Below are 20,414 nucleotides of genomic sequence, written 5' to 3'. Positions count from 1 at the left end.
TGTTCTTTGAGGCGGTTGAGGGGCGTTGGCTCGTCGGATTTTCAGACGACCTGTTTTAATCCAAGCCTTCCATGCCCAATCGACGCAAGGTGGGTTCGCAATGGCTGGGAACGAGGATGATTTCGCGGTTGCGGCGGTGGAGGTGTTGCAGGAGGTCTATGGTGGCTTGGACGGCGTTGCGGTTTTGGGCGATAAGGCTGGTAAGGGGGTTGGGGCGGCGGTTGTGGCTGATGGTTGCAAACCGCCAAACGGCGTCGGCAATCAGGAAAAATTCTCCGGCTATCAGACCGTATTGTCCGGCGGCATGGCCGGGCAGGGCGACGGCAATCAAATCGGCACTGATGCGGTAGCCTTGTTCAAACGGGTAAAACGCTTCGTCAAGGCGGACTTCGGGCATATCTTCGATAAAGCGGGCGCGCTGCGGCAGGTCTTGGGGCAGCAGCTCGCGCAGGAAGCCTTGTTTGACTTCGATGATGCGGTTGGTCAGGCTTTCGGGTTTGTCGGTACGGTAAACAAAATCGTAGGCGGCGCGGGAAAGGATGATTTCTGCGTCGGGGAAGTCTTTGAGTCCGGCAATATGGTCGGCGTGCAGGTGGGACAGGAAGATTTGGTTGATGTCGTGTGCGGCATCGCCCAAACGCTCGCGTATGGTCGGTTGGCTGAGGGTGACGGGCGTGGTCAGCGCGTAAAATTTCTCGGGAAAGCGGCGGCAGGCTTGGAAAAAGCGGGGTGCGTAGCCGGTATCGAAAAGCAGTTTGCCGCCTTGGTGGGTAATGTGGGCGGTCATGGCGGGAAAGGCGGCTTTACGCAGGCTGCCGCCCCGTTCGACCATACATTCGGGATGGGTGCAGTAGCCGGTGTGGTAGAAGCGGATGTCCATGGATTCAGCCTTTCAAGGAGCGGGCGTATTGCCGCAGTCCGTCGGCAACGCTGATTTGGGGTTCGTAGCCGAGCAGCGAACGGGCGCGGCTGATGTCTAGGGTTTGGTCGAAGGAAATCGTGCCTATGCTGTAACGGGTAACAAGGGGTTCGCGAAAGGAACGGGTCAGCCGCGCCTGCGTTTCCAAGATGCGGGCAACGCTGTCGATCAGGCGGTAGGAAACGGGTTTCAGACGACATCCGAGATGCAGGGTGTCGATGATTTGCCGGTAGAGTGTGGCGATGGTCTGCGGCTCGCCGTTGGTGATGTTGAACGGCATGGCGCGGGGCACATCGGCTTCGGCAGCCAGCATCAGCGCGTGAACGACATTGCCGACATAGGTAACGTCCACTAATGCGCCGCCTGCTTCGTGGCCACTGCGTCGAATCAGCGGCAGAAAGCCTTTTTCGGAAATTTTGAGCAGGCGCGGCAGGACGGCTGTGTCGTATTCACCGAAAATGCCGCGAGGACGGATGATGACGCTGGAAATGTCGGTGGCGGCGGTGACTTCTTGTTCGGCAAGGAATTTGGTGTAGGCGTAGTCGTTGACGAAGTGTCGGCTGACGAAGGTTTCGGGGACTTTGTGCTGGTCGAGGTAGTCGAAATAGATGCTGGGCGTGGAAACGTGTATCAGCTTGCCGATATGGTGGTGCCGCATCGCCGCTAAGACGTTTTGCGTGGCGGTCACGTTGGCGCGGTAGAAATCCTCGTATCGCCCCCACGGCGAAGACAGGGCGGCGCAATGGAACACGATATCGGCTTCGGAAAACGCCTTTAGGGTCTGATTGCGGTTGGACAAATCGAAGGCATGAAATTCCGTCCCCAGCATTTTGCCGATTTCGGCATTGCGCCCACAGGCGGCTACTTGCCAGCCTTGGGCAAGCAGCGTCTGCACGAGGTTGCGCCCCAGTCCGCCGGTCGCGCCGGTGACGATCGCCTTTTTCATGGTTTTTCCCAAACCAATGCGCCCAAGCCGACGCCTGCGGATGTGCCGAACAGCAAAATTTTGTCACCTGAGCGGACAGGAAAATCGGTCATCAGGTGGTGCAGCGCGGAGGGGATGGAGGCGGAGATTTGGTTGCCGTGGGTATTGAAAATATCGACGATTTTAGCCGGATCGAGTTTCAGACGACTGATGATGTGTTGCAAAGCGCCGCGGCTTGCCTGATGCGGAACGATCCAGTCTATGTCTGCCAACGTCAAATCTGCCTGAGCCAAAGTTTCATCCAAAAAGCCGGGTATGGCTTCGGCGGCAAGCTTGTAGAGCTTTTTGCCGTTCATGTGGAAATAGGCTTGGGAGACATAGCTTTCGGGATGTTTGGATGGGTGGTTTTCATAGCCGCCCGCAGGAATGGTGCAAAATTCGTAGCCTTCGGGATGTACTTCGAATTTGCTTGTCAGCACGCCGCCGCGTTCAGACGACCTGATGACTGTCGCCGCCGCGCCGTCGCCGAAAATGGTCGAGCTGTGAAAATCGTTCCAGTCCAAGCCGACAGAGGCGACATCGCAGCTGATCAATAAAATGGTGGGATATTTGTGTAACAGAGAATCCGCCAAATCCAAGCTGCGTAAGAACGACAAACAGGTCATATTGACGTCGAATGCGGCAATCGGGCGCGCGGGCTTCAGCAGGCGCAAGGTATGCGCGGCGTTGAAGGGAATGCATTGACGGTCGATACCCGAAGCGTTGATGACGCAGTCCACATCGTCAATCGTGATGCCTGCCGCCGCCATTGCGCTTTGCGCGGCTTGAAGCTGCATCGCATCGGCAGATTCGCCTTCTGCCAGAAAGTAGCGTTGCGCCAAGCCGCTGAGTTTTTCGGTGCGGCCTTCTTTGATACCGAGCAGGGCGTCGATTTCGGTGGAAGGAACCAGCCGCGAAGGCAGTCCTTTGCCTGTGCCGATGATGTTGAGACGGAGGGATGGGTTCGGATGAGTCGTTTGCATAATATATCCGCTAGTGAGTAATACTTCAGCATAGTATTAATATTTTGTCATTGTCAACGTTTATATCCGCGGCAAACTCAAAAAAAGGTCGTCTGAAAACCTGCAAACGGCTTTTCAGACGACGGGGATTCGCATTTGAAGTGCAACTTTCCATAACAGAAAAAGGCCAGTATGCGGTAGCATACGGCCTTTCCTGCAAGAAAGATTGCCACGAGCTACACACAACTGACCCAAGACGAACGATACCATATCCAATACCTGTCCCGCCACTGCACCATCGCCGAAATCGCCAAACAGCTTAACCGCCACAAAAGCACCATCAGTCGCGAAATCAAACGGCACCGTGCCCAAGGACAGCAATACAGTGCCGAAAAAGCGCAACGGCAAAACCGGCTTACCAAACAGCACCCGCGAAAACCCTATAAACTCAATTCGCAGCTGATTCAACACATCGACACCCTTATCCGCCGCAAACTCAGTCCCGAACAAGTATGCGCCTACCTGCGCAAACACCACGGGATCACGCTCCATCACAGCACCGTTTACCGCTACCTCCGCCAAGACAAAAGCAACAGCGGCACTTTGTGGCAACACCTCAAAATATGCAGCAAACCCTACCGCAAACGCTACGGCAGCACATGGACCGGAGGCAAAGTGCCCAACCGCGTCGGCATAGAAAACCGACCCGCCATCGTCGACCAGAAAACCCGCATCGGTGATTGGGAAGCCGACACCATCGTCGGCAAAGGACAGAAAAGCGCATTACTGACCTTGGTCGAACGCGTTACCCGCTACACCATCATCTGCAAATTGGACAGCCTCAAAGCCGAAGACACTGCTCTGGCAGCCATTAGGGTATTAAGGGCACATAAAGCCAGAGTGCACACCATCACCATGAACAACGGTAAAGAATTTTACCAACACACCAAAATAGCCAAAGCATTGAAAGCGGAGACTTATTTTTGCCGCCCCTACCATTCTTGGGAAAAAGGGCTGAATGAGAACACCAACGGACTCATCCGACAATATTTCCCCAAGCAAACCGATTTCCGAAACATCAGCGATCGGGAGATACGCAGGGTTCAAGATGAGTTGAACCACCGGCCAAGAAAAACACTTGGCTACGAAACGCCAAGTGTTTTATTCTTGAATCTGTTCAAACCACTGATACACTAGTGTTGCACTTGAAATCCGAATCCAAGGTCGTCTGAAATCACCTGCCAACCCTAACCTTGTCAGCGGCAACCGCCTCAAAGAATACAACGGCATCGAATACACCTACGACGCACTGGGCAACCTGATCTACCGCCAGCTGCCCGACGGCGAAAACCAATATTACCAATACGATTTAGAAAACCAACTCGTCCGCGCCGAAATCAAAAAGCCCGCCGGCAATACCGAAATCTGGACATACGCCTACGACCCGTTCGGAAGACGCCTTTCCAAAGAACGCCAAGACAAACTTGCCTGGACGAGTACCGAACCGAAACGCACCCACTTCGTCTGGGACGGAACGCGATTACTTCAGGAGTACACCTACAAAGGCAGCTACACCTATATCTACACCGACCAAGACAGCTACGAACCGTTGGCGCAAGTCTTTGACAACGCCAAAGACGAAACCCAATACCTCGCCTATTTCCACAACGACCAAGTCGGCATACCGAAAGAGATGACCGACATCCACGGCAATCTCTTATGGTACGGCGAATACACCGCTTGGGGTCGTCTGAAAAAGGACGGGCGGGTCTATCGGAATGCGCACCAGCCGTTCAGATTGCAAAACCAGTACTTTGATGAAGAGACCGGGCTGCATTACAACCTGATGCGTTATTATGAGCCTGAGGCCGGGCGGTTTGTGAATCAGGATCCGATTGGGTTGCTGGGTGGGGCGAATTCTTATACTTTTAGTAATAATGCTTTAGCGTGGATTGATCCATTAGGACTTGCAGGGGAAGCAGTATTAAGTCCTCCTAAAAATGTAACTTTATCAACTTCTAAAGTTAAACCAATTGGTAGAGCGGGGCTTCTTGATGTTGTTTTATCACTATCAGGAGATACTCCTAATAAAGAACCGTTTTATTATGCTACTTACACTAGAACACATCCTATTACAGGACAAGTTTATTGCGGAAGAACTCATGGTATAGGAGATCCTAATTATTTAGTACACAGAAGAGGGTTACAACAAAAACATTTAAATGCGGAAGGGTTCTCACCGCCCGTGTTGGATAAATATTCCACTAGTCCACAAGCTATTCGTGGCAGGGAGCAACAGTTGATTGATTTTCATGGAGGTGCGCAAAGTGTTGGAGGTACTGCTAGAAATAAAATTAATGGGGTTTCTGCTTGGAACCCGAATGGACCATATTATAACTGGGCTTCTACAGCAGAATTCGGAGCCTTGCCTGATAATTCCCCTGCGAGAATGAGACTATGGTAGTAAAGATTACTAAACAAAGCATCTATAATCTAATTAAAACTTACAGCTTTATAATCAATAGATTGTATGATATTTATCCTGTTGAACTTAAACCATTAAAATATAGCTTCGACTTTAGCGTTTCCAAATATGAACAAATTATTGAAGATGGAAATACTCCATTGTATAAGTTACAAAATGGATTACTGCAAGGGCTGTGTGAAATACCATTGATACTTAAGAACTTATTGACGAAAAAGGAATTTGAGGTGGCTTTGGCTATATATAATGAAGAAATAAGTAATAATGAAACAAAAGAAATAGTTGAAAATTTTTTTTATAGAAATTTTTTACGTATCATCAAGAAAAACAGAATTAGAAATGAAGAAGATTTTTGGATAGCACAGTTAATGCTTGACTTATCATCTAAGAATTCTAATTTTTTGAATAAATCTGATATACAAAAATTGATATATTTAATAGATGACTTCAGTAGCAAACTGTAGCCTGTATGAGACTTCAAATTCTTACGCAGCGAGTGTTAGCAAGCCGTAGCCCGCATGAAGCCTCTAATCTCAACGTAATGTGTGTGCGGTACGCACGCACACAGTTCCTGTTTTTCAGACAACCTCACAATCTTCTTTGAGGTCGTCTGAACCATTTGTTCTTTAACAATCTCGTTTCCGAAGACGAACGTTTCTACGTCAACCGCCTCACTTCCGTCACCTTCAACGGCAAGGAACTGGTGCGCTACGACTACGACGGCTACGGCGATTTGACCGCCGTTTACGGACGCGACGGCAAAAAACTGCGCGGTTTCGCCTACCGCAACCACATCATGGTCGAACACAACCGGCCCGACGGACTGGTGTCCCGCTACGAATACGACCGTTACGACACCGACGGCAAAGTGCTTAAAAGCAGCAACAACCTCGGCGAAGAATGGACGTTCGACTACCGCAAAGACCATCCCGCCGTTACTGACGCATTGGGACAGAAGTGTACGGTTTTGACGAAAACCGGGAACTTAGATGATGTAAATATAGCTCGCGTATCTTGTAATTTAAGTGCTGGTAGCAGTGGATATGTTAAAGAACGTCCCGCACATAACGGTGAAACGATGAAAACGCCCAATCGCGGACATTGCCGCACAATCCATGTTTGACGGGATTGAAATGGATGTAGTCCGTGCAACGTTGCAAATCCGTTTTGTCGCGCACGGTGTGTTCATAAAAACGCCGTTGCCAAATACCGCGTTCGTTCCGCCGCTGTTTGCTGGCGGACAGGTTTTCGGCATGCGGGAAATGTGCGGAGAATTTGGTTTTAATCAGCCGCCAGCGCAGGGAATAATCTGCATCGTCGGGCGGCAGCGTCCAAATAGCGTGAATATGGTTCGGCAGCACGCATACGGCGACGGTTTCAAAGGGATATTGTTTTTGCACATCCATATAAGCCGCACGCAATAGGTCGATATGTTCGACAAGCAGGCGCGATTTCGGGTTGGCGAGTTTGACGGTGAAAAAGAATGTGCCGCCGGCAATGAAGTTTCTGCGATAACGCGCCATAGGATTTTTGCTTGTGGTTTGGGTGTTGGAGAAGGAACGGTTTATTGTTTTTAGGTTTTAGCTTTGTTAAATTTGACGTTTTCAGACGGCATTGGAGGCCGTCTGAAAGCGCTAGCTTCAACGAAGTTAAAAATTGAAACGGCAAACCGTCAATCAAACAACCGCGTGCGTGCGTACCGCACACACCCTACACGTTGGTTTTGAAGTTCCGCGTAATTCACAGGTAGGGTGTGTGGCGCAGCCACGCACGCGGTTGGGTGGGTATGCAGACTACGGCTTGCTATTCTAGGTTAGAATTTAATAAATTTATTAACTGTTCCTCTAAGTAGGAAATTTTTGTACTTAAATTTCTATAATCCTCTGTAATTTGCTCTTGGCTTTTGGCTCCAAGAAAAAACAAATTATCACTAATTTCTATTAGTGTATTGATAATATTATTATCAATATTTGGATTATTATTTTCCCATCTTTTAATAGCTAAATTTGATAAGCCGTATAATTCTTCATTCCAAGAGTAAGAGTTAACAATATCTAAAATATTACGTTGGGTATCTATTCTATTTTTAAAGTTAGATTGCATAGCAAAACCTTTCCATATCTATCATCCAAATGTCAAGATATTTAATATTTTCTTTTACTTTTAAAGTCATGTCTTGATTAATTTTCTCACCAATGCCTCTTGTAGATAAAATTCTTGCATTCTCTAATATGTAAAAAATAGATTTATCGATCCTTATAGGATTATCAATTAATAAAGGAGAATGTCTCGAAAATATTGGTTTCTTACAGACTAGTGAATAACAAGTAGAAATGTTTCTTAGTGCTAAGAATATGCAAGATAGATTAAATACAATATTTTTTCCTTTCATAAAATCATTTTTAGATTCAATATATAGGTTTTTGAATTTTTCAAAATCTATAATTATATTCCTGTAACTATTTGGTATTCCTAAAGTATTAATAAAATCAATATTGTTAGATGAGTATATTAATTTAGATTCTAAATGTAAGTGCCAAGCAAAAGGGTTACCTTCTTTCCATAATTCAGCTATCCGTTCGTAATGATAAATTGAAAATTTGTCTAGGCTAAATTCATGATATTCATCTTTATTGATACAAATAAGTATATCTATATCAGAATTTTGGCTGTATTCGCCTCTACAGATTGATCCAAACGCATAAATGTGCATAGTATTATCTCGAGCTTAATTTTTTTATAATAATTGCTAATAATAAACCAAATGATATCATTCTGAATAAGGTTAATATCATAGCGATCCATTCTCCAAATTTTATATTTGTTTCAGAACCTATAAAGTACATGAAAATATACTTAATATTTTGAAAAAAATCTGTTCCATTGTTTCCTATCGAAATTAGTATACTAAAAAAAATTAAAAATACTAATATACTCATCAGGCATCGGGAAAAATTTTCTCCATGCCCCCAAATTAGTTGATTAAATTTAAAAAATAACCAGCTAAAAAATTTATAAATTTTTTTTATTCCTTGATATTTTATATGATAGTAAGGTTTTTCCCCAGTCCAACTTTTATATAAATATATTCTTTGGGCTTCTAACTCTTCATTAAGTGCAAAATTTTCTTCTTGTAATAATCCTAGTTCAAAATAATTTTTTCTTAAATTTCTAGCTAGTTTAAATTTTAAATTTTCTTCTCTTGGACCTGAATCATCTAAAATTTCCTTATAAATATAAGTTGATTCAAATTTTGTATACCATAATTTACAATTTTTAAAAGTACTACCCTTAAAATCGCAATTTTTAAATTTACAACCTGTAAAATTACAATCTTCAAATTCAACATTTCTCATAGAACAGTCTTCAAAAAAAGAATGTTCAAAATTAAAATTTTTAAACTTTATTTTTTTTTCTGGATAAACACGAACATAGACGGAATTTCGGTATAAATTTTGTTGTTCTTGAGGAAATTTGAGCATATCTAGGGTATTGCTACCCTCTGGTTTTGAAAAACATAAATCTAAATAGATTCTTTTTCCACTTGGTTTCAATGCTTCAGGAATTTGTTTTTTATTACAAGGTTTATACATATATATCGTGACTTTCAATTCTAAGTAAATATATAGCAGGCAACATATTTAGAATATTTATAGAATAAATTTCAAATACTTTCCAGTATAACTCTCTTTTACTTTCACCACCTGCTCGGGGCTACCTTCCGCAATAATTCTGCCGCCTCCATCGCCGCCTTCCGGCCCTAAGTCCACAATCCAATCCGCGGTTTTAATCACGTCAAGATTATGCTCGATAATCACAATCGAGTTGCCTTTGCCTTTCAGACGGCCTATCACTTCCAGCAGTAGGGCGATGTCGGCGAAGTGCAGGCCGGTGGTGGGTTCGTCGAGGATGTAGAGCGTTCTGCCGGTGTCGCGTTTGGACAGTTCCAAGGCGAGTTTGACGCGTTGGGCTTCGCCGCCGGAGAGGGTGGTGGCGGACTGGCCGAGGCGGATGTAGCCGAGGCCTACGTCCATCAGGGTTTGCAGTTTGCGCGATACGGTGGGGACGGCGTCGAAAAATTCGCGGGCTTCTTCAACGGTCATGTCGAGGACTTGGCTGATGTTTTTGCCTTTGTATTGGATTTCGAGCGTTTCGCGGTTGTAGCGTTTGCCGTGGCAGACTTCGCAGGGGACGTACACGTCGGGCAGGAAGTGCATTTCGACTTTGATCACGCCGTCGCCTTGGCAGGCTTCGCAGCGGCCGCCTTTGACGTTGAAGGAGAATCTGCCGACGTTGTAGCCGCGTTCGCGCGAGAGGGGTACGCCGGCGAAGAGTTCGCGGATGGGGGTGAACAGGCCGGTGTAGGTGGCGGGGTTGGAGCGCGGGGTGCGGCCGATGGGGGATTGGTCGACGTTGATGACTTTGTCGAGGTGTTCGAGGCCGCTGATATCGTCGTATGGGGCGGGTTCTTCTTGGGCGCGGTTGAGTTCGCGGGCGGTGATTTTGGCGAGGGTGTCGTTAATCAGGGTGGATTTGCCGCTGCCGGATACGCCGGTAATGCAGGTAATCAAACCGAGCGGCAGTTCGAGGGTAACGTTTTTGAGGTTGTTGCCGCGTGCGCCTTTGAGGACGAGTATCCGGTCGGGATTGACGGGCGTGCGTTCAGACGGCACGGCAATGGATTTTTTGCCGCTGAGGTATTGTCCGGTAACGGATTTTTCGCATTGGGCGACGTTTTCGGGCGTGTCGGCAATCAGTACGTTGCCGCCGTGTTCGCCCGCGCCGGGGCCCATATCGACGACGAAATCGGCTTCGCGGATGGCGTCTTCGTCGTGTTCGACCACGATGACGCTGTTGCCCAAATCGCGCAGGCGTTTGAGGGTGGCGAGCAGGCGGTCGTTGTCGCGCTGGTGCAGGCCGATGGAGGGTTCGTCCAACACATACATTACGCCGGTCAGGCCGCTGCCGATTTGGCTGGCGAGGCGGATGCGCTGGGCTTCGCCGCCGGAGAGGGTTTCGGCGGAGCGGGAGAGATTCAGGTAATCCAGCCCGACGTTAATCAGGAAGCCGAGCCGCTCGGTGATTTCTTTGAGGATTTTTTCGGCAATTTGTTTTTTGTTGCCGTCCAAATCCAGCGTTTCAAAGAATTGGTGGGTTTTGGTCAGCGGCCAGGCAGAAACTTCGTGTAAAGGTTCGCCGCTGACGTAAACGTAGCGGGCTTCTTTGCGCAAACGTGCACCGCCGCAGCTTGGGCAGGCGCGGTGGTTTTGGTATTCGCGCAGTTTTTCGCGCACGGTTTCGCTGTCGGTTTCGCGGTAGCGGCGTTCGAGATTGGGGATGATGCCCTCGAAGGCGTGGCTGCGGTTGAAGGTGGTGCCGCGTTCAGACAGGTAAGTGAAATCAATGACTTCCTTTCCCGAACCGTGCAGGATGACTTTTTTGACTTTTTCAGGTAGCGTTTCCCAAGCAGCCTGCACATCGAAACCGTAATGCCGCGCCAGCGACTGAATCATTTGGAAATAGAACTGGTTGCGCTTGTCCCAACCGTCAATCGCGCCGGTTGCCAGCGACAATTCGGGATGCGCGACCACTTTTTCGGGGTCGAAGAAATTGGTGTTGCCCAGGCCGTCGCAAGTTGGGCAGGAACCCATCGGGTTGTTGAACGAAAAGAGGCGCGGCTCTAATTCGGGCAGGCTGTACGAACACACGGGGCAGGCGAAACGCGCGGAAAACCAATGTTCTTCGCCGCTGTCCATTTCCATCGCCAGCGCGCGTTCGTTGCCGTGGCGCAGCGCGGTTTCAAAGCTTTCCGCCAGCCGCTGCTTGATGTCCGCCTTCACTTTCACGCGGTCGATGACCACGTCGATATTGTGCTTGATGTTTTTTTCCAGCTTCGGCACTTCGTCCAACTGATAAACTTCGCCGTCCACGCGCACCCGCGCAAAACCCTGCGCCTGCAAGTCGGCAAAGAAATCGACAAACTCGCCCTTACGCTCGCGCACCGCCGGCGCAAGAATCATCACGCGCGTGTCTTCCGGCAGCTTCAACACGGCATCGACCATCTGCGACACGGTTTGGCTGGATAGCGGCAGCTTGTGTTCGGGGCAATACGGCGTGCCGACGCGGGCGTACAAAAGGCGCAGGTAATCGTGGATTTCCGTTACTGTGCCGACGGTGGAACGCGGGTTGTGGCTGGTGGATTTTTGCTCGATGGAAATCGCGGGCGACAGGCCTTCAATCAAATCGACATCGGGCTTGTCCATCATCTGCAAAAACTGCCGCGCATAGGCGGACAGGCTCTCGACATAACGCCGCTGCCCTTCGGCATACAGCGTGTCAAACGCCAGCGACGACTTGCCGCTACCCGACAGCCCTGTGACCACCACCAGCTTGTGGCGCGGAATGTCCAAATCGACGTTTTTCAAATTATGCGTGCGCGCGCCGCGGATGCGGATGGTGTCGTTGTCGCGGGCTTCTGAACGGGGAGTTTTGCTGTCGTTTTGATGATGGTGGTTGCACATGGTCGGACTGTCTTAAGCGGCTAAAATAAAACGGCTATTGTAACACTTTTCGCTTCGATTTCAGATTGTGGGAGGTCGTCTGAAAAGCGGAGGCGAGGATTTTCAGACGACCTTTGGTCATTGGGAGGGAATGGATTGTTAATGGCTTTTGTTATTACGGAGTTTGCTTATCTTTTTGGTTTTGGCTATCTGGACAAGTTCGTACTATAAGAAAAGGAAGTGTATAGTGGATTTAATTTAAACCAGTACGGCGTTGCCTCGCCTTGCCGTACTATTTGTACTGTCTACGGCTTCGTCGCCTTGTCCTGATTTAAATTAAATCCACTATATTTTAAAAAACATGATGGCGTAATGGCTGTATTTGGAAATGTGAAGCGTGTTTCTGAGTACGGCTTTTTTATATTTAAGCTGCTTTGTGATTTGAATTTTTAATATAGTGAATTATCAAAAACTATCGTATCGGTTTGTTGCATTGTTAAATAAAAATACCATATCTTGTGTTCTTATGATTTAATTTGCACCATATATTGTATTTATGAGTAGCAAGTCATGGCGGCGTTGAAATTCACAATCGAGCAAATCGTATGGCAGGAAGTGCCGGGCGAAGTGTCGCTGGCGTTTTTGTTTTCAGGCTGCCCGCTGCGCTGCAAGGGTTGCCACAGTGCCGATGCGTGGAAAGAAGGTATCGGCACGGAATTGACTGAGGATTATTTGAGAGGTCGTCTGAAACGCTATCGCGGGTTGATTAGCTGCGTGTTGTTTATGGGCGGGGAATGGCAGCCGGAAGCCTTGCAGAAAATGTTGGGCATCGTGACGCAGGCGGGTTTGCAAGCCTGTTTGTACACCGGTCTGGAGCGTGAGGAGCTGGAAGCGGTTTCAGACGGCATCCTGCCTTATCTGACGTATCTGAAAACCGGCCGCTGGCAGATGGAGCTGGGCGGCTTGGACAGCCCGACAACCAATCAGAAATTTATCGATTTGCGCACGGGCGAGGTATTGAACCGCTTGTTTATCAAAGACCAACCCGCGCCCAAAATTATCCCGATTACAACTCAGCCGCAGGCAGCGGCTTTTCAGACGGCCTGAGGCTTTTTATCCAACCCACACAGGAGGACTTAACATGATTCGGCTGCATCCCGAACAGTTAAACGGCAAACTGCAATTCATGCACGACTACATCAGTGCGCAAAACGCGGCGGACGGTTCGAAAATGGACGCCAACGCCAACGTTACCCAGAAAAACATCGCCACGATGGAAGCGGAAATCATGAAAGACTTTTTCGTGCAGATTAACCGCGCCCAAGTGTCGCGCAAAATCGCCGAAATTTTCGACCAATCCGTTGCCGACGAATACATCCGCCAGATTGAGGCGCATGAGATTTATGTGCACGACGAAACCAGCCTCAAGCCTTATTGTGTGTCGGTTACGCTGTATCCCTTCCTGCTCGACGGCTTAAGCAAACTCGGCGGCGAATCCAAGGCGCCGCAGCATCTGGCATCGTTTTGCGGTTCGTTTATCAACCTGGTGTTTGCCATCAGTGCGCAGTTTGCCGGCGCGGTGGCGACGGTGGAATTTCTGACTTATTTCGACTACTTCGCCCGCAAAGACTACGGTGATGATTATTTGGAAACCCACGGCAAAGAAATTGCCAACCATATGCAGCAGGTGGTGTACAGCATCAACCAGCCCGCTGCCGCGCGCGGCTATCAGAGCGTATTTTGGAATATTTCCGTTTACGATCAATATTATTTCGATGCGATGTTCGGCGATTTCGTCTTCCCCGATTTCAGCAAACCGGTGTGGGCGAGAGTGGCGAAGCTGCAAAACTTCTTCCTCAAATGGTTCAATCAGGAACGCACCAAAGCCGTTTTGACTTTCCCCGTCGTGACCGCCGCGATGCTGACCGACGGCGGCAAATGCAAAGACACCGTGTTTGCCGACGAAATGGCGAAAGAGTTGGCGGAAGGCAATTCCTTCTTCGTTTATCTTTCCGATAATCCCGACTCGTTGGCTTCCTGCTGCCGTCTGCGTAACGCCATCGAAGACCGCACTTTTAGCTATACCCTCGGCGCGGGTGGCGTGGCGACCGGTTCCATCAACGTCATCACCATCAACATGAACCGGCTGGAACAAGACGGGCGCGACCTTGCCGCCGAAGTCGCCAAAATCCACAAATACCAATACGCCTACCGCAAACTGATGGAAGAATACCAAGCCGCCGGAATGCTGCCCGTTTATGATGCAGGCTTCATCACGCTGGACAAACAATTCCTCACCATCGGTATCAACGGTATGGCGGAAGCCGCCGAATCGCAAGGCATCAAAGTCGGCTACAACGACGATTACATCAACTTTGTCCAAGGTCGTCTGAAAACCATATTCGAAGCCAACCAAGCCGCCAGCAAACACTACGGCGTGAAGTTCAACACCGAGTTTGTTCCCGCCGAAAACCTCGGCGTGAAAAACGCCAAATGGGACAAAGCCGACGGCTACAAAGTCAGTCGCGAATGCTACAACTCCTATTTCTACGTCGTCGAAGACGAAGAAATCAACGCGCTCGACAAATTCCTGCTGCACGGCAAAGAACTGGTGGACTGGCTCGACGGCGGCTCTGCGCTGCACCTGAACCTTGACGAAGCCCTGCCCGAAACCGGCTACCGCTCGCTGTTGGACATCGCCGCACAAACCGGCTGCAACTACTTCTGCGTGAACGTGCGCATCACCATCTGCAACGAATGCGGTCATATCGACAAACGCACCCTGCATGCCTGCTCCGCCTGTGGCAGTCACGACATCGACTACGGCACCCGCGTTATTGGTTATCTGAAACGCGTATCCGCCTTCAGTAGCGGTCGTCGCAAAGAACATGCGCTGCGGCACTACCACCGTAAAGCGGCTTGATGGTATTCAATAGATAAAGGTCGTCTGAAACTTGGGTTTCAAGTTTCAGACGACCTTTTGGGTTTTGTCTATGACTTTATTCGGGATGAACGAGTTTGAAGCAGAGAATAAGAAAAACGACCGATACGCCGTACCGGTCGTTTTTACGAATACCTGCTAAATTAGAACCAAGCTTTGATCAGAGCGGCAGTACCTGCGATACCGCCGATCAAGCCGACTGCATTGGCTGCCGTACCCATTGCGCCGTTGACTTGGTCACGTTTGTCTTGGCGTTTTTCACGTTCCAATGCCAGCTCTTCTGAAACGTTGGTACGTTGACGGCGGTGTTGTTCCAGCTCGGCACGGGAGAGTTGTGCAGATTCGCGGTTGCGGCCTGCTTTGATGGCTGCAGAGTCGCTACCGATAGCCAAATCGCCTACGGAGCCTCCGGGGGCAGAGCAACCGGTAATAACGAAAGAAGTCAGGAGCAGGGCTGCGATTTTATTTTTCATGATGTTACCTGTTTGAAATATAAGTATTAGGAATCCAATAATCCGTAAGGACCGGTGATCAGTGAAGGATGTAGATGCGGTTGTTGCGGTTGGCGCGGTTGATAGCGTCGGCTTCGTCCATCATTTCTTGACGGCGTTCGCGGCGGCGCTCTGCACGCTCTGCACGTTCGTCAGCTTGAACGCGGCGGGAGTCGGCACGCATGGTGGCTTCTTGTTCATAGGATGGTGAGTAGTGCATATGGCCGTAAGTACAGCCGGTAAGCGCACCAATCAGAGCAGTCAGTAAAATAGCTTGTTTTAACATAGGTAATAATCTCAGATGAAAAGAAGGGCTGGTGAAAAATTTTCTGTATATTATTTTAATCTTATGGAATTTACAAGTTAAAACTTCTGTCGTAATTCAAAAAAGTATGTTAACGAATGTTTTGGAATTTATTTCATATATGAAAGAAACAAATCAAATCGTTTTTTGCAATGAAACTGTATGACAATATTGGGTTTTATAGAAGTTCCTCGATAAATTATTACTTGGAAAACTTATTTAAATCTTACGAAAAACGAATTTCAGAGATTAAATGAGAAATACTTAGGTTTGCTGCTGAAACAACGAAAAAGATGGCTGCTATTTAGAATATTATGATAATAGAAATTTTCCCGCCGTTTTGTCAGCATGTCTTTAGAGTCATCAATCAAAATTTTGGGATAAGTCAAACTAAGCAGGGAAATTCTGGTCTGAACGGTTGTTTTCTCTGAATTATGGGAAACATTCAATCTTATTTATATTAAGATTCGGTTTATTGTAAATAGGCGAATTGTGTCATGAGCGAACATTTGGAAGAGCAGGCTGCGAGCTTGGGTATTGATTTGGGTTTCCACGACATCGGTGGAATTTATCATGCGACCAAGCCCGAGGTTTTGGAAGGGATTGTTAAGGCTTTGCAGCAGGACGGTTTTTCAGACGACCTTTATACGGATACTTTGGTTGCGCATGAAAACGGTCGGGAATCTTTACAACTTCCTGCTGAGTTTTATGGCGCGGCTGAAATTTGCTTGGAAGACGAAGCGGGCGGACGGCAGGTTTTGGCGTTGAACCATGGCGAAGACGGCGTGCTCTGGGTTGCGCTGCCGGCTTTGGCTTGCGGCTATTACACTTTGTCTGCGGAAGTGGAAGGCATTGTTCGCAAGGTACGGCTGGTGGTTGCGCCGCAATCGGTTTATCAGCCGAAAATGCTGGAGCGCGGTTTGCGGATGAACGGGCTGACGACGCATTTGTACAGCCTGCGTTCGCAACGGAACTGGGGCATCGGGGATTTTACCGATTTGCTGGATTTGATGGCGTTTGCGGCGGATAAGCAACTGGATTTCGTCGGCATCAATCCGCTGCATGCGCTTTTCAGCGCCAAGCCTGCTTTTGCCAGCCCGTACAGCCCGTCTTCGCGCGAATGGCTCAATCCGATTTATCTGGATATGGAAAAGGTCGGCGCGTTTACTTACAACGAAAAGCTGAAAAACTGGCTCAAGCAGCCGAATATCTGCCAGCGCATTGCGGCGTTGCGGATTACGGAAACCGTCGCTTATACGGCGGTTTGGGCGTTCAAGCGCGATGCTTTGCAGAGGGCGTTTGACGCGTTTGAAAACGACGGATGCGAAGCCGCCGAACAAGAGCGGGCGGCATTTGACGCCTTTGTCGAAGAACGTGGCTGGGCTTTGGAAGGCTTCGGTTTGTTTGAGGCGTTGGATCAGTATTACAACCGCTCCGGCGAAGTGGGTTGGCTGTCTTGGCCGGCGGAGTTTCATGATCCGCATGGTGAGGCAGTTCAAAGATTTGCACAGGGTCATCGCCGCGAAATCCGTTTTTATATGTGGCTGCAATGGCTTTGCGCGGAGCAGTTGCGCGAAGTGAACGAGGCGGCTGCGGCGCGCGGCGTGAAGCTGGGGATTTACGGCGATTTGGCGGTCGGCGTAGCACGCGGCAGCGCGGACACTTGGCTTAACCGCGCCGATTACTGCATGGATATGGCGGTCGGTGCGCCGCCCGATCCATTCAGCCCGACGGGGCAAAACTGGGATTTGCCGCCGCTCAATCCGATGATGTTGAAGCACACGGGCTATGAGAAGTTCGTCCGCCTTTTGCGTGAAAATATGCGGCTTTACGGCATCTTGCGCATCGATCATGTGATGGCTTTGTGCCGTCTGTGGTGGGTTGCGGGCAAGACGGCGGACTTTGGCGCGTATGTGCATTACGACGCAGATGTGATGTTTGCCATCCTGGCTTTGGAAAGCCGGCGGAATCAATGCGTGGTCATCGGCGAGGATTTGGGAACGGTACCCGACCAAGCGCGGTATTTGCTGAACCGCTATCAGGTGTTTTCTTATAAGGTCGTGTATTTCAGCAAAGGCTGGCACGGCTTTGAGTTGCCCGAAGAATATCCCGAACAGGCGATTACGGTGGTCAGTACGCACGATGTCGCGCCCTTGGCAGGCTATTGGACGGGCAAGGATTTGGATTTGATGTTCCGCTTGGGTACGATTCCCGATGCGGAAACTTTTCAGACGACCTTGGAAGCGCGCGAACACGATAAGGCGGATTTGTTCGATAAGTTGAAACACGCAGGCTGCCTGCCTGCCGACGCCGAGATGTCGTCTGAAATTGATGAAACGCTGTTAACCGCCTTGCACCGGTATGCCGCCATGAGCCGCAGCAAACTGTATGCGGTGCAACTGGAAAACCTGCTGGGCATGAGCGACAACCTGAATGTGCCGGGCGTTTCCGAGGGTTATCCCAACTGGGCGCGCAAAATGCCCGTCGCGCTTGAAGATTTTCCCCACAACCGCCTGATGGGCGGCCAACTTGCCATGATTGGAGAGGTACGCATGAAGAAAAACAGCCGGATGAAGCCTTATCACGAGCTTGACCAAGTCGAACGCGACACGGTTGAAAGCCTGTTTCTTGCCACCCACAGCGATTTGTTCGCCTATTTGGGACGACACCGCCTTGTCGAAGGCGACGAGGTCGTGCGGACTCTGATTCCGAACGCTTGGGGCGTGGATATTGTCAACCGTGAAAGCGGCGAGGTGATTACGTCGTCTGAAAAAGTCGATGAACGCGGATTCTTCGTTGCCGTGCTGCCCGAAGGCGCGCCCGACTATGCTTTGAACGTCCGTTATACCGAAGATGCCGAGCCTGTGCGCGAAGAAGACCCATACCGCTTCGGCTCCGCCTTGAAAGATATGGATTCTTGGTTGCTGGCGGAAGGCAAACACCTGCGTCCTTATGAAACTTTAGGCGCGCATTTTGCCGAAGTGGACGGCGTGAAAGGTGTGAGCTTTGCCGTATGGGCGCCGAACGCGCAGCGCGTGTCCGTCATCGGCGAATTCAACCACTGGGACGGCCGCCGCCACGTCATGCGTTTCCACCGCGACAACGGCATTTGGGACATCTTCATCCCCACCGTCAAACTCAACGCCCTCTACAAATTTGAAATCCGCGATGCCAACGGCAATGTACGGCAAAAAACCGACCCGTATGCCTTCGGCGCAGAGTTGCGTCCGAATACGGCGTCTGTCGTGCGCGGTTTGCCGGAAAAAGTGGACACACCCGACTTCCGCGCCCGTGCCAACGCCATTGACGCGCCCATCAGTATTTATGAAGTGCATTTGGGTTCGTGGAAACGCAATCCTGAAAACAACTTCTGGCTGACTTACGAACAGCTCGCCAAAGAATTGGTCACATACGTCAAAGACATGGGCTTCACCCATATCGAATTCCTGCCCGTTTCCGAATACCCGTTTGACGGCTCGTGGGGCTATCAGGCGACCGGATTGTATGCGCCGACCAGCCGTTTCGGTTCGCCCGACGAGTTGCGCGCCCTGATTAAAGCCGCACACGATGCAGGCATCGGCGTCATCCTCGACTGGGTGGTCGGACACTTCCCGACCGACGACCACGGGCTTGCCAAGTTTGACGGCACTGCGCTGTACGAACACGCCGACCCGCGCGAAGGCTACCACCAAGACTGGAACACCCTGATTTACAACTTCGGCAGGAACGAAGTCAAAAACTTCCTGCAAGGCAATGCCTTGTATTGGATAGAGCGTTTCGGTTTCGACGGTATCCGCGTGGACGCCGTCGCTTCCATGATTTATCGCAACTACTCGCGCAAAGACGGCGAATGGATACCCAACCAATACGGCGGCCATGAAAACCTCGAAGCCATCGCCTTCCTGCGCGATACCAACACCATGCTGAAAGAGGTTGTCCCCTCCGCTACCGAAATCGCCGAAGAATCCACCTCGTTCGCCAACGTAACCCGTCAAGAAGGCTTGAACTTCAGTTACAAATGGAACATGGGCTGGATGAACGACACCTTGCGCTACATGATGGAAGACCCCATCAACCGCAAATACCACCACAACAAAATGACCTTCGGCATGATGTACCAATACAGCGAAAACTTCGTCCTGCCGCTCTCGCACGACGAAGTCGTACACGGCAAACGCTCGCTGCTCGGAAGGATGCCCGGCGACTGCTGGCAGCAATTCGCCAACCTGCGCGCCTACTACGGCTTCATGTACGGCTTCCCCGGCAAAAAACTCCTGTTTATGGGCAACGAGTTCGCGCAAGGCAGAGAGTGGAATTACAACGAAGGACTGGATTGGTTCCTGCTCGACCAAGAAGGCGGCTGGCACAAAGGCGTACAAAACTTCGTGCGCGATTTGAACCGCGTCTATAAAGACACCGCGCCGCTTTACCAGCTCGACCAATGGCCGGAAGGCTTCGAATGGCTGGTCGCCGACGACGGCAACAATTCCGTCTTTGTCTTCGAACGCCGCGACCGCGAAGGCAACCGCGTCATCGTCATCAGCAACTTCACGCCCGTCGTCCACGACAGTTACCGCTTCGGCGTAAACGAAGCCGGCGAATACCGCGAAATCATCAATTCAGACGACCCCGGCTACAACGGCAGCGGCGTATCCGCCGGACAAACCCTGCAAACCGAAGAAATCTGGTCGCACGGCAAACCCAACTCGCTCGCCGTCAAAGTACCGCCGCTGGCAACGGTTTACCTCTACAAAGATGCTGAAGCCAGTGGAACAGAGGACGCCGATAAAGTAGAAGGCGAAGCGTAAGCTTGAACTGAACTTGGTTTTTTAATATAGAAAAACAAGT

The 20,414-nt window shown here is 49.8% G+C and carries 16 protein-coding genes and 1 pseudogene; 7 read left to right on the top strand and 10 right to left on the bottom strand.

Going from position 1 to position 20,414, the window contains the following annotated elements:
• Positions 1-55: 55 nt before the first annotated feature.
• From AAG834_RS03040 to AAG834_RS03030, 3 genes are read right to left on the bottom strand one after another with little or no spacing between them, the layout of a single operon-like run.
• Entirely contained in the window at positions 56-880 is an 825-nt protein-coding gene (locus AAG834_RS03040) for an MBL fold metallo-hydrolase (protein ID WP_342031208.1), read from the bottom strand.
• Positions 881-884: 4 nt separating this feature from the next.
• Positions 885-1,865, bottom strand: a complete 981-nt coding sequence (locus AAG834_RS03035) for an NAD-dependent epimerase/dehydratase family protein (protein ID WP_342031207.1) — start codon at positions 1,863-1,865, stop codon at positions 885-887.
• A complete protein-coding gene (locus AAG834_RS03030) occupies positions 1,862-2,866 on the bottom strand; it encodes a 3-oxoacyl-[acyl-carrier-protein] synthase III C-terminal domain-containing protein (protein WP_342031206.1) in 1,005 nt (334 codons plus the stop codon). The genes AAG834_RS03035 and AAG834_RS03030 overlap by 4 nt, the downstream gene beginning before the upstream one ends.
• Before the next feature lie 204 nt (positions 2,867-3,070).
• On the opposite strand from AAG834_RS03030, the gene AAG834_RS03025 reads away from it, so the two are divergent.
• The 4 genes and pseudogenes from AAG834_RS03025 to AAG834_RS03010 all read left to right on the top strand — a co-directional run bounded on the left by AAG834_RS03025 (position 3,071) and on the right by AAG834_RS03010 (position 6,453).
• Positions 3,071-4,042, top strand: coding sequence for an IS30 family transposase (locus AAG834_RS03025; RefSeq protein WP_342031242.1), 972 nt, complete (start codon positions 3,071-3,073; stop codon positions 4,040-4,042).
• Between the two features lie 13 nt (positions 4,043-4,055).
• Positions 4,056-4,817, top strand: a pseudogene (locus AAG834_RS03020) (RHS repeat domain-containing protein); the annotation flags it as partial.
• 485 nt (positions 4,818-5,302) lie between these two features.
• Positions 5,303-5,794 carry a hypothetical protein gene (locus AAG834_RS03015; protein ID WP_070515494.1) on the top strand — a complete coding sequence of 164 codons (492 nt, stop codon included), beginning with the start codon at positions 5,303-5,305 and terminating at the stop codon, positions 5,792-5,794.
• Between the two features lie 155 nt (positions 5,795-5,949).
• On the top strand, positions 5,950-6,453 hold the full coding sequence (locus AAG834_RS03010) for a hypothetical protein (RefSeq protein ID WP_342031205.1): 504 nt from the start codon (positions 5,950-5,952) through the stop codon (positions 6,451-6,453).
• Here the strand turns inward: AAG834_RS03010 and AAG834_RS03005 are convergent.
• From AAG834_RS03005 to uvrA, 5 genes are all read right to left on the bottom strand, one after another.
• Entirely contained in the window at positions 6,377-6,853 is a 477-nt protein-coding gene (locus AAG834_RS03005; RefSeq protein ID WP_342031204.1) for an REP-associated tyrosine transposase, read from the bottom strand. The two genes, AAG834_RS03010 and AAG834_RS03005, sit on opposite strands and share 77 nt — an antisense overlap.
• A gap of 280 nt (positions 6,854-7,133) precedes the next feature.
• Entirely contained in the window at positions 7,134-7,433 is a 300-nt protein-coding gene (locus AAG834_RS03000; protein WP_342031203.1) for a hypothetical protein, read from the bottom strand.
• Positions 7,423-8,043 (bottom strand): nucleotidyltransferase domain-containing protein, encoded by a 621-nt coding sequence (locus tag AAG834_RS02995; protein WP_342031202.1) that lies wholly within the window; start codon positions 8,041-8,043, stop codon positions 7,423-7,425. The genes AAG834_RS03000 and AAG834_RS02995 overlap by 11 nt, the downstream gene beginning before the upstream one ends.
• 4 nt (positions 8,044-8,047) lie before the next feature.
• Positions 8,048-8,923, bottom strand: coding sequence for a pentapeptide repeat-containing protein (locus AAG834_RS02990; RefSeq protein ID WP_342031201.1), 876 nt, complete (start codon positions 8,921-8,923; stop codon positions 8,048-8,050).
• 57 nt (positions 8,924-8,980) lie between these two features.
• Positions 8,981-11,851 carry an excinuclease ABC subunit UvrA gene (uvrA, locus tag AAG834_RS02985; RefSeq protein ID WP_342031200.1) on the bottom strand — a complete coding sequence of 957 codons (2,871 nt, stop codon included), beginning with the start codon at positions 11,849-11,851 and terminating at the stop codon, positions 8,981-8,983.
• Positions 11,852-12,400: 549 nt separating this feature from the next.
• Between uvrA and nrdG the strand changes: the two genes are divergently transcribed.
• Both nrdG and nrdD read left to right on the top strand, forming a co-directional pair.
• A complete protein-coding gene (gene nrdG, locus AAG834_RS02980) occupies positions 12,401-12,937 on the top strand; it encodes an anaerobic ribonucleoside-triphosphate reductase activating protein (protein ID WP_342031199.1) in 537 nt (178 codons plus the stop codon).
• 34 nt (positions 12,938-12,971) lie between these two features.
• Entirely contained in the window at positions 12,972-14,753 is a 1,782-nt protein-coding gene (gene nrdD, locus AAG834_RS02975; RefSeq protein ID WP_342031198.1) for an anaerobic ribonucleoside-triphosphate reductase, read from the top strand.
• 161 nt (positions 14,754-14,914) lie between these two features.
• On the opposite strand, the gene AAG834_RS02970 is transcribed toward nrdD, so the two are convergent.
• Both AAG834_RS02970 and AAG834_RS02965 read right to left on the bottom strand, forming a co-directional pair.
• Positions 14,915-15,244 carry an NGK_0946 family protein gene (locus tag AAG834_RS02970; protein WP_003761187.1) on the bottom strand — a complete coding sequence of 110 codons (330 nt, stop codon included), beginning with the start codon at positions 15,242-15,244 and terminating at the stop codon, positions 14,915-14,917.
• Between the two features lie 58 nt (positions 15,245-15,302).
• Positions 15,303-15,548: a hypothetical protein gene (locus tag AAG834_RS02965; protein ID WP_003761186.1), complete on the bottom strand. Its 246-nt coding sequence runs from the start codon at positions 15,546-15,548 to the stop codon at positions 15,303-15,305.
• A 515-nt stretch (positions 15,549-16,063) separates the two neighbouring features.
• Here AAG834_RS02965 and glgB point away from each other — a divergent pair.
• Positions 16,064-20,374 (top strand): 1,4-alpha-glucan branching protein GlgB, encoded by a 4,311-nt coding sequence (gene glgB, locus AAG834_RS02960; RefSeq protein WP_342031197.1) that lies wholly within the window; start codon positions 16,064-16,066, stop codon positions 20,372-20,374.
• Positions 20,375-20,414 lie beyond the last annotated feature (40 nt).

Origin of the sequence: Neisseria sp. Marseille-Q2251 (assembly GCF_940793045.1) — a bacterium.
Taxonomy (GTDB): Bacteria; Pseudomonadota; Gammaproteobacteria; order Burkholderiales; family Neisseriaceae; genus Neisseria.
The sequence above is the reverse complement of the archived record's forward strand: the minus strand, read 5'-3'. Positions and strand labels throughout refer to the sequence as shown.

Coding starts and splice junctions, on each gene's coding strand:
- AAG834_RS03030 (WP_342031206.1), bottom strand. CDS start 2,866: ATGCAAACGACTCATCCGAACCCATCCCTCCGTCTCAACATCATCGGC.
- AAG834_RS03005 (WP_342031204.1), bottom strand. CDS start 6,853: ATGGCGCGTTATCGCAGAAACTTCATTGCCGGCGGCACATTCTTTTTC.
- AAG834_RS02995 (WP_342031202.1), bottom strand. CDS start 8,043: ATGCACATTTATGCGTTTGGATCAATCTGTAGAGGCGAATACAGCCAA.
- uvrA (WP_342031200.1), bottom strand. CDS start 11,851: ATGTGCAACCACCATCATCAAAACGACAGCAAAACTCCCCGTTCAGAA.
- AAG834_RS03015 (WP_070515494.1), top strand. CDS start 5,303: ATGGTAGTAAAGATTACTAAACAAAGCATCTATAATCTAATTAAAACT.
- AAG834_RS02970 (WP_003761187.1), bottom strand. CDS start 15,244: ATGAAAAATAAAATCGCAGCCCTGCTCCTGACTTCTTTCGTTATTACC.
- AAG834_RS02965 (WP_003761186.1), bottom strand. CDS start 15,548: ATGTTAAAACAAGCTATTTTACTGACTGCTCTGATTGGTGCGCTTACC.
- glgB (WP_342031197.1), top strand. CDS start 16,064: ATGAGCGAACATTTGGAAGAGCAGGCTGCGAGCTTGGGTATTGATTTG.
- AAG834_RS03000 (WP_342031203.1), bottom strand. CDS start 7,433: ATGCAATCTAACTTTAAAAATAGAATAGATACCCAACGTAATATTTTA.
- AAG834_RS03040 (WP_342031208.1), bottom strand. CDS start 880: ATGGACATCCGCTTCTACCACACCGGCTACTGCACCCATCCCGAATGT.
- nrdD (WP_342031198.1), top strand. CDS start 12,972: ATGATTCGGCTGCATCCCGAACAGTTAAACGGCAAACTGCAATTCATG.
- nrdG (WP_342031199.1), top strand. CDS start 12,401: ATGGCGGCGTTGAAATTCACAATCGAGCAAATCGTATGGCAGGAAGTG.
- AAG834_RS02990 (WP_342031201.1), bottom strand. CDS start 8,923: ATGTATAAACCTTGTAATAAAAAACAAATTCCTGAAGCATTGAAACCA.
- AAG834_RS03035 (WP_342031207.1), bottom strand. CDS start 1,865: ATGAAAAAGGCGATCGTCACCGGCGCGACCGGCGGACTGGGGCGCAAC.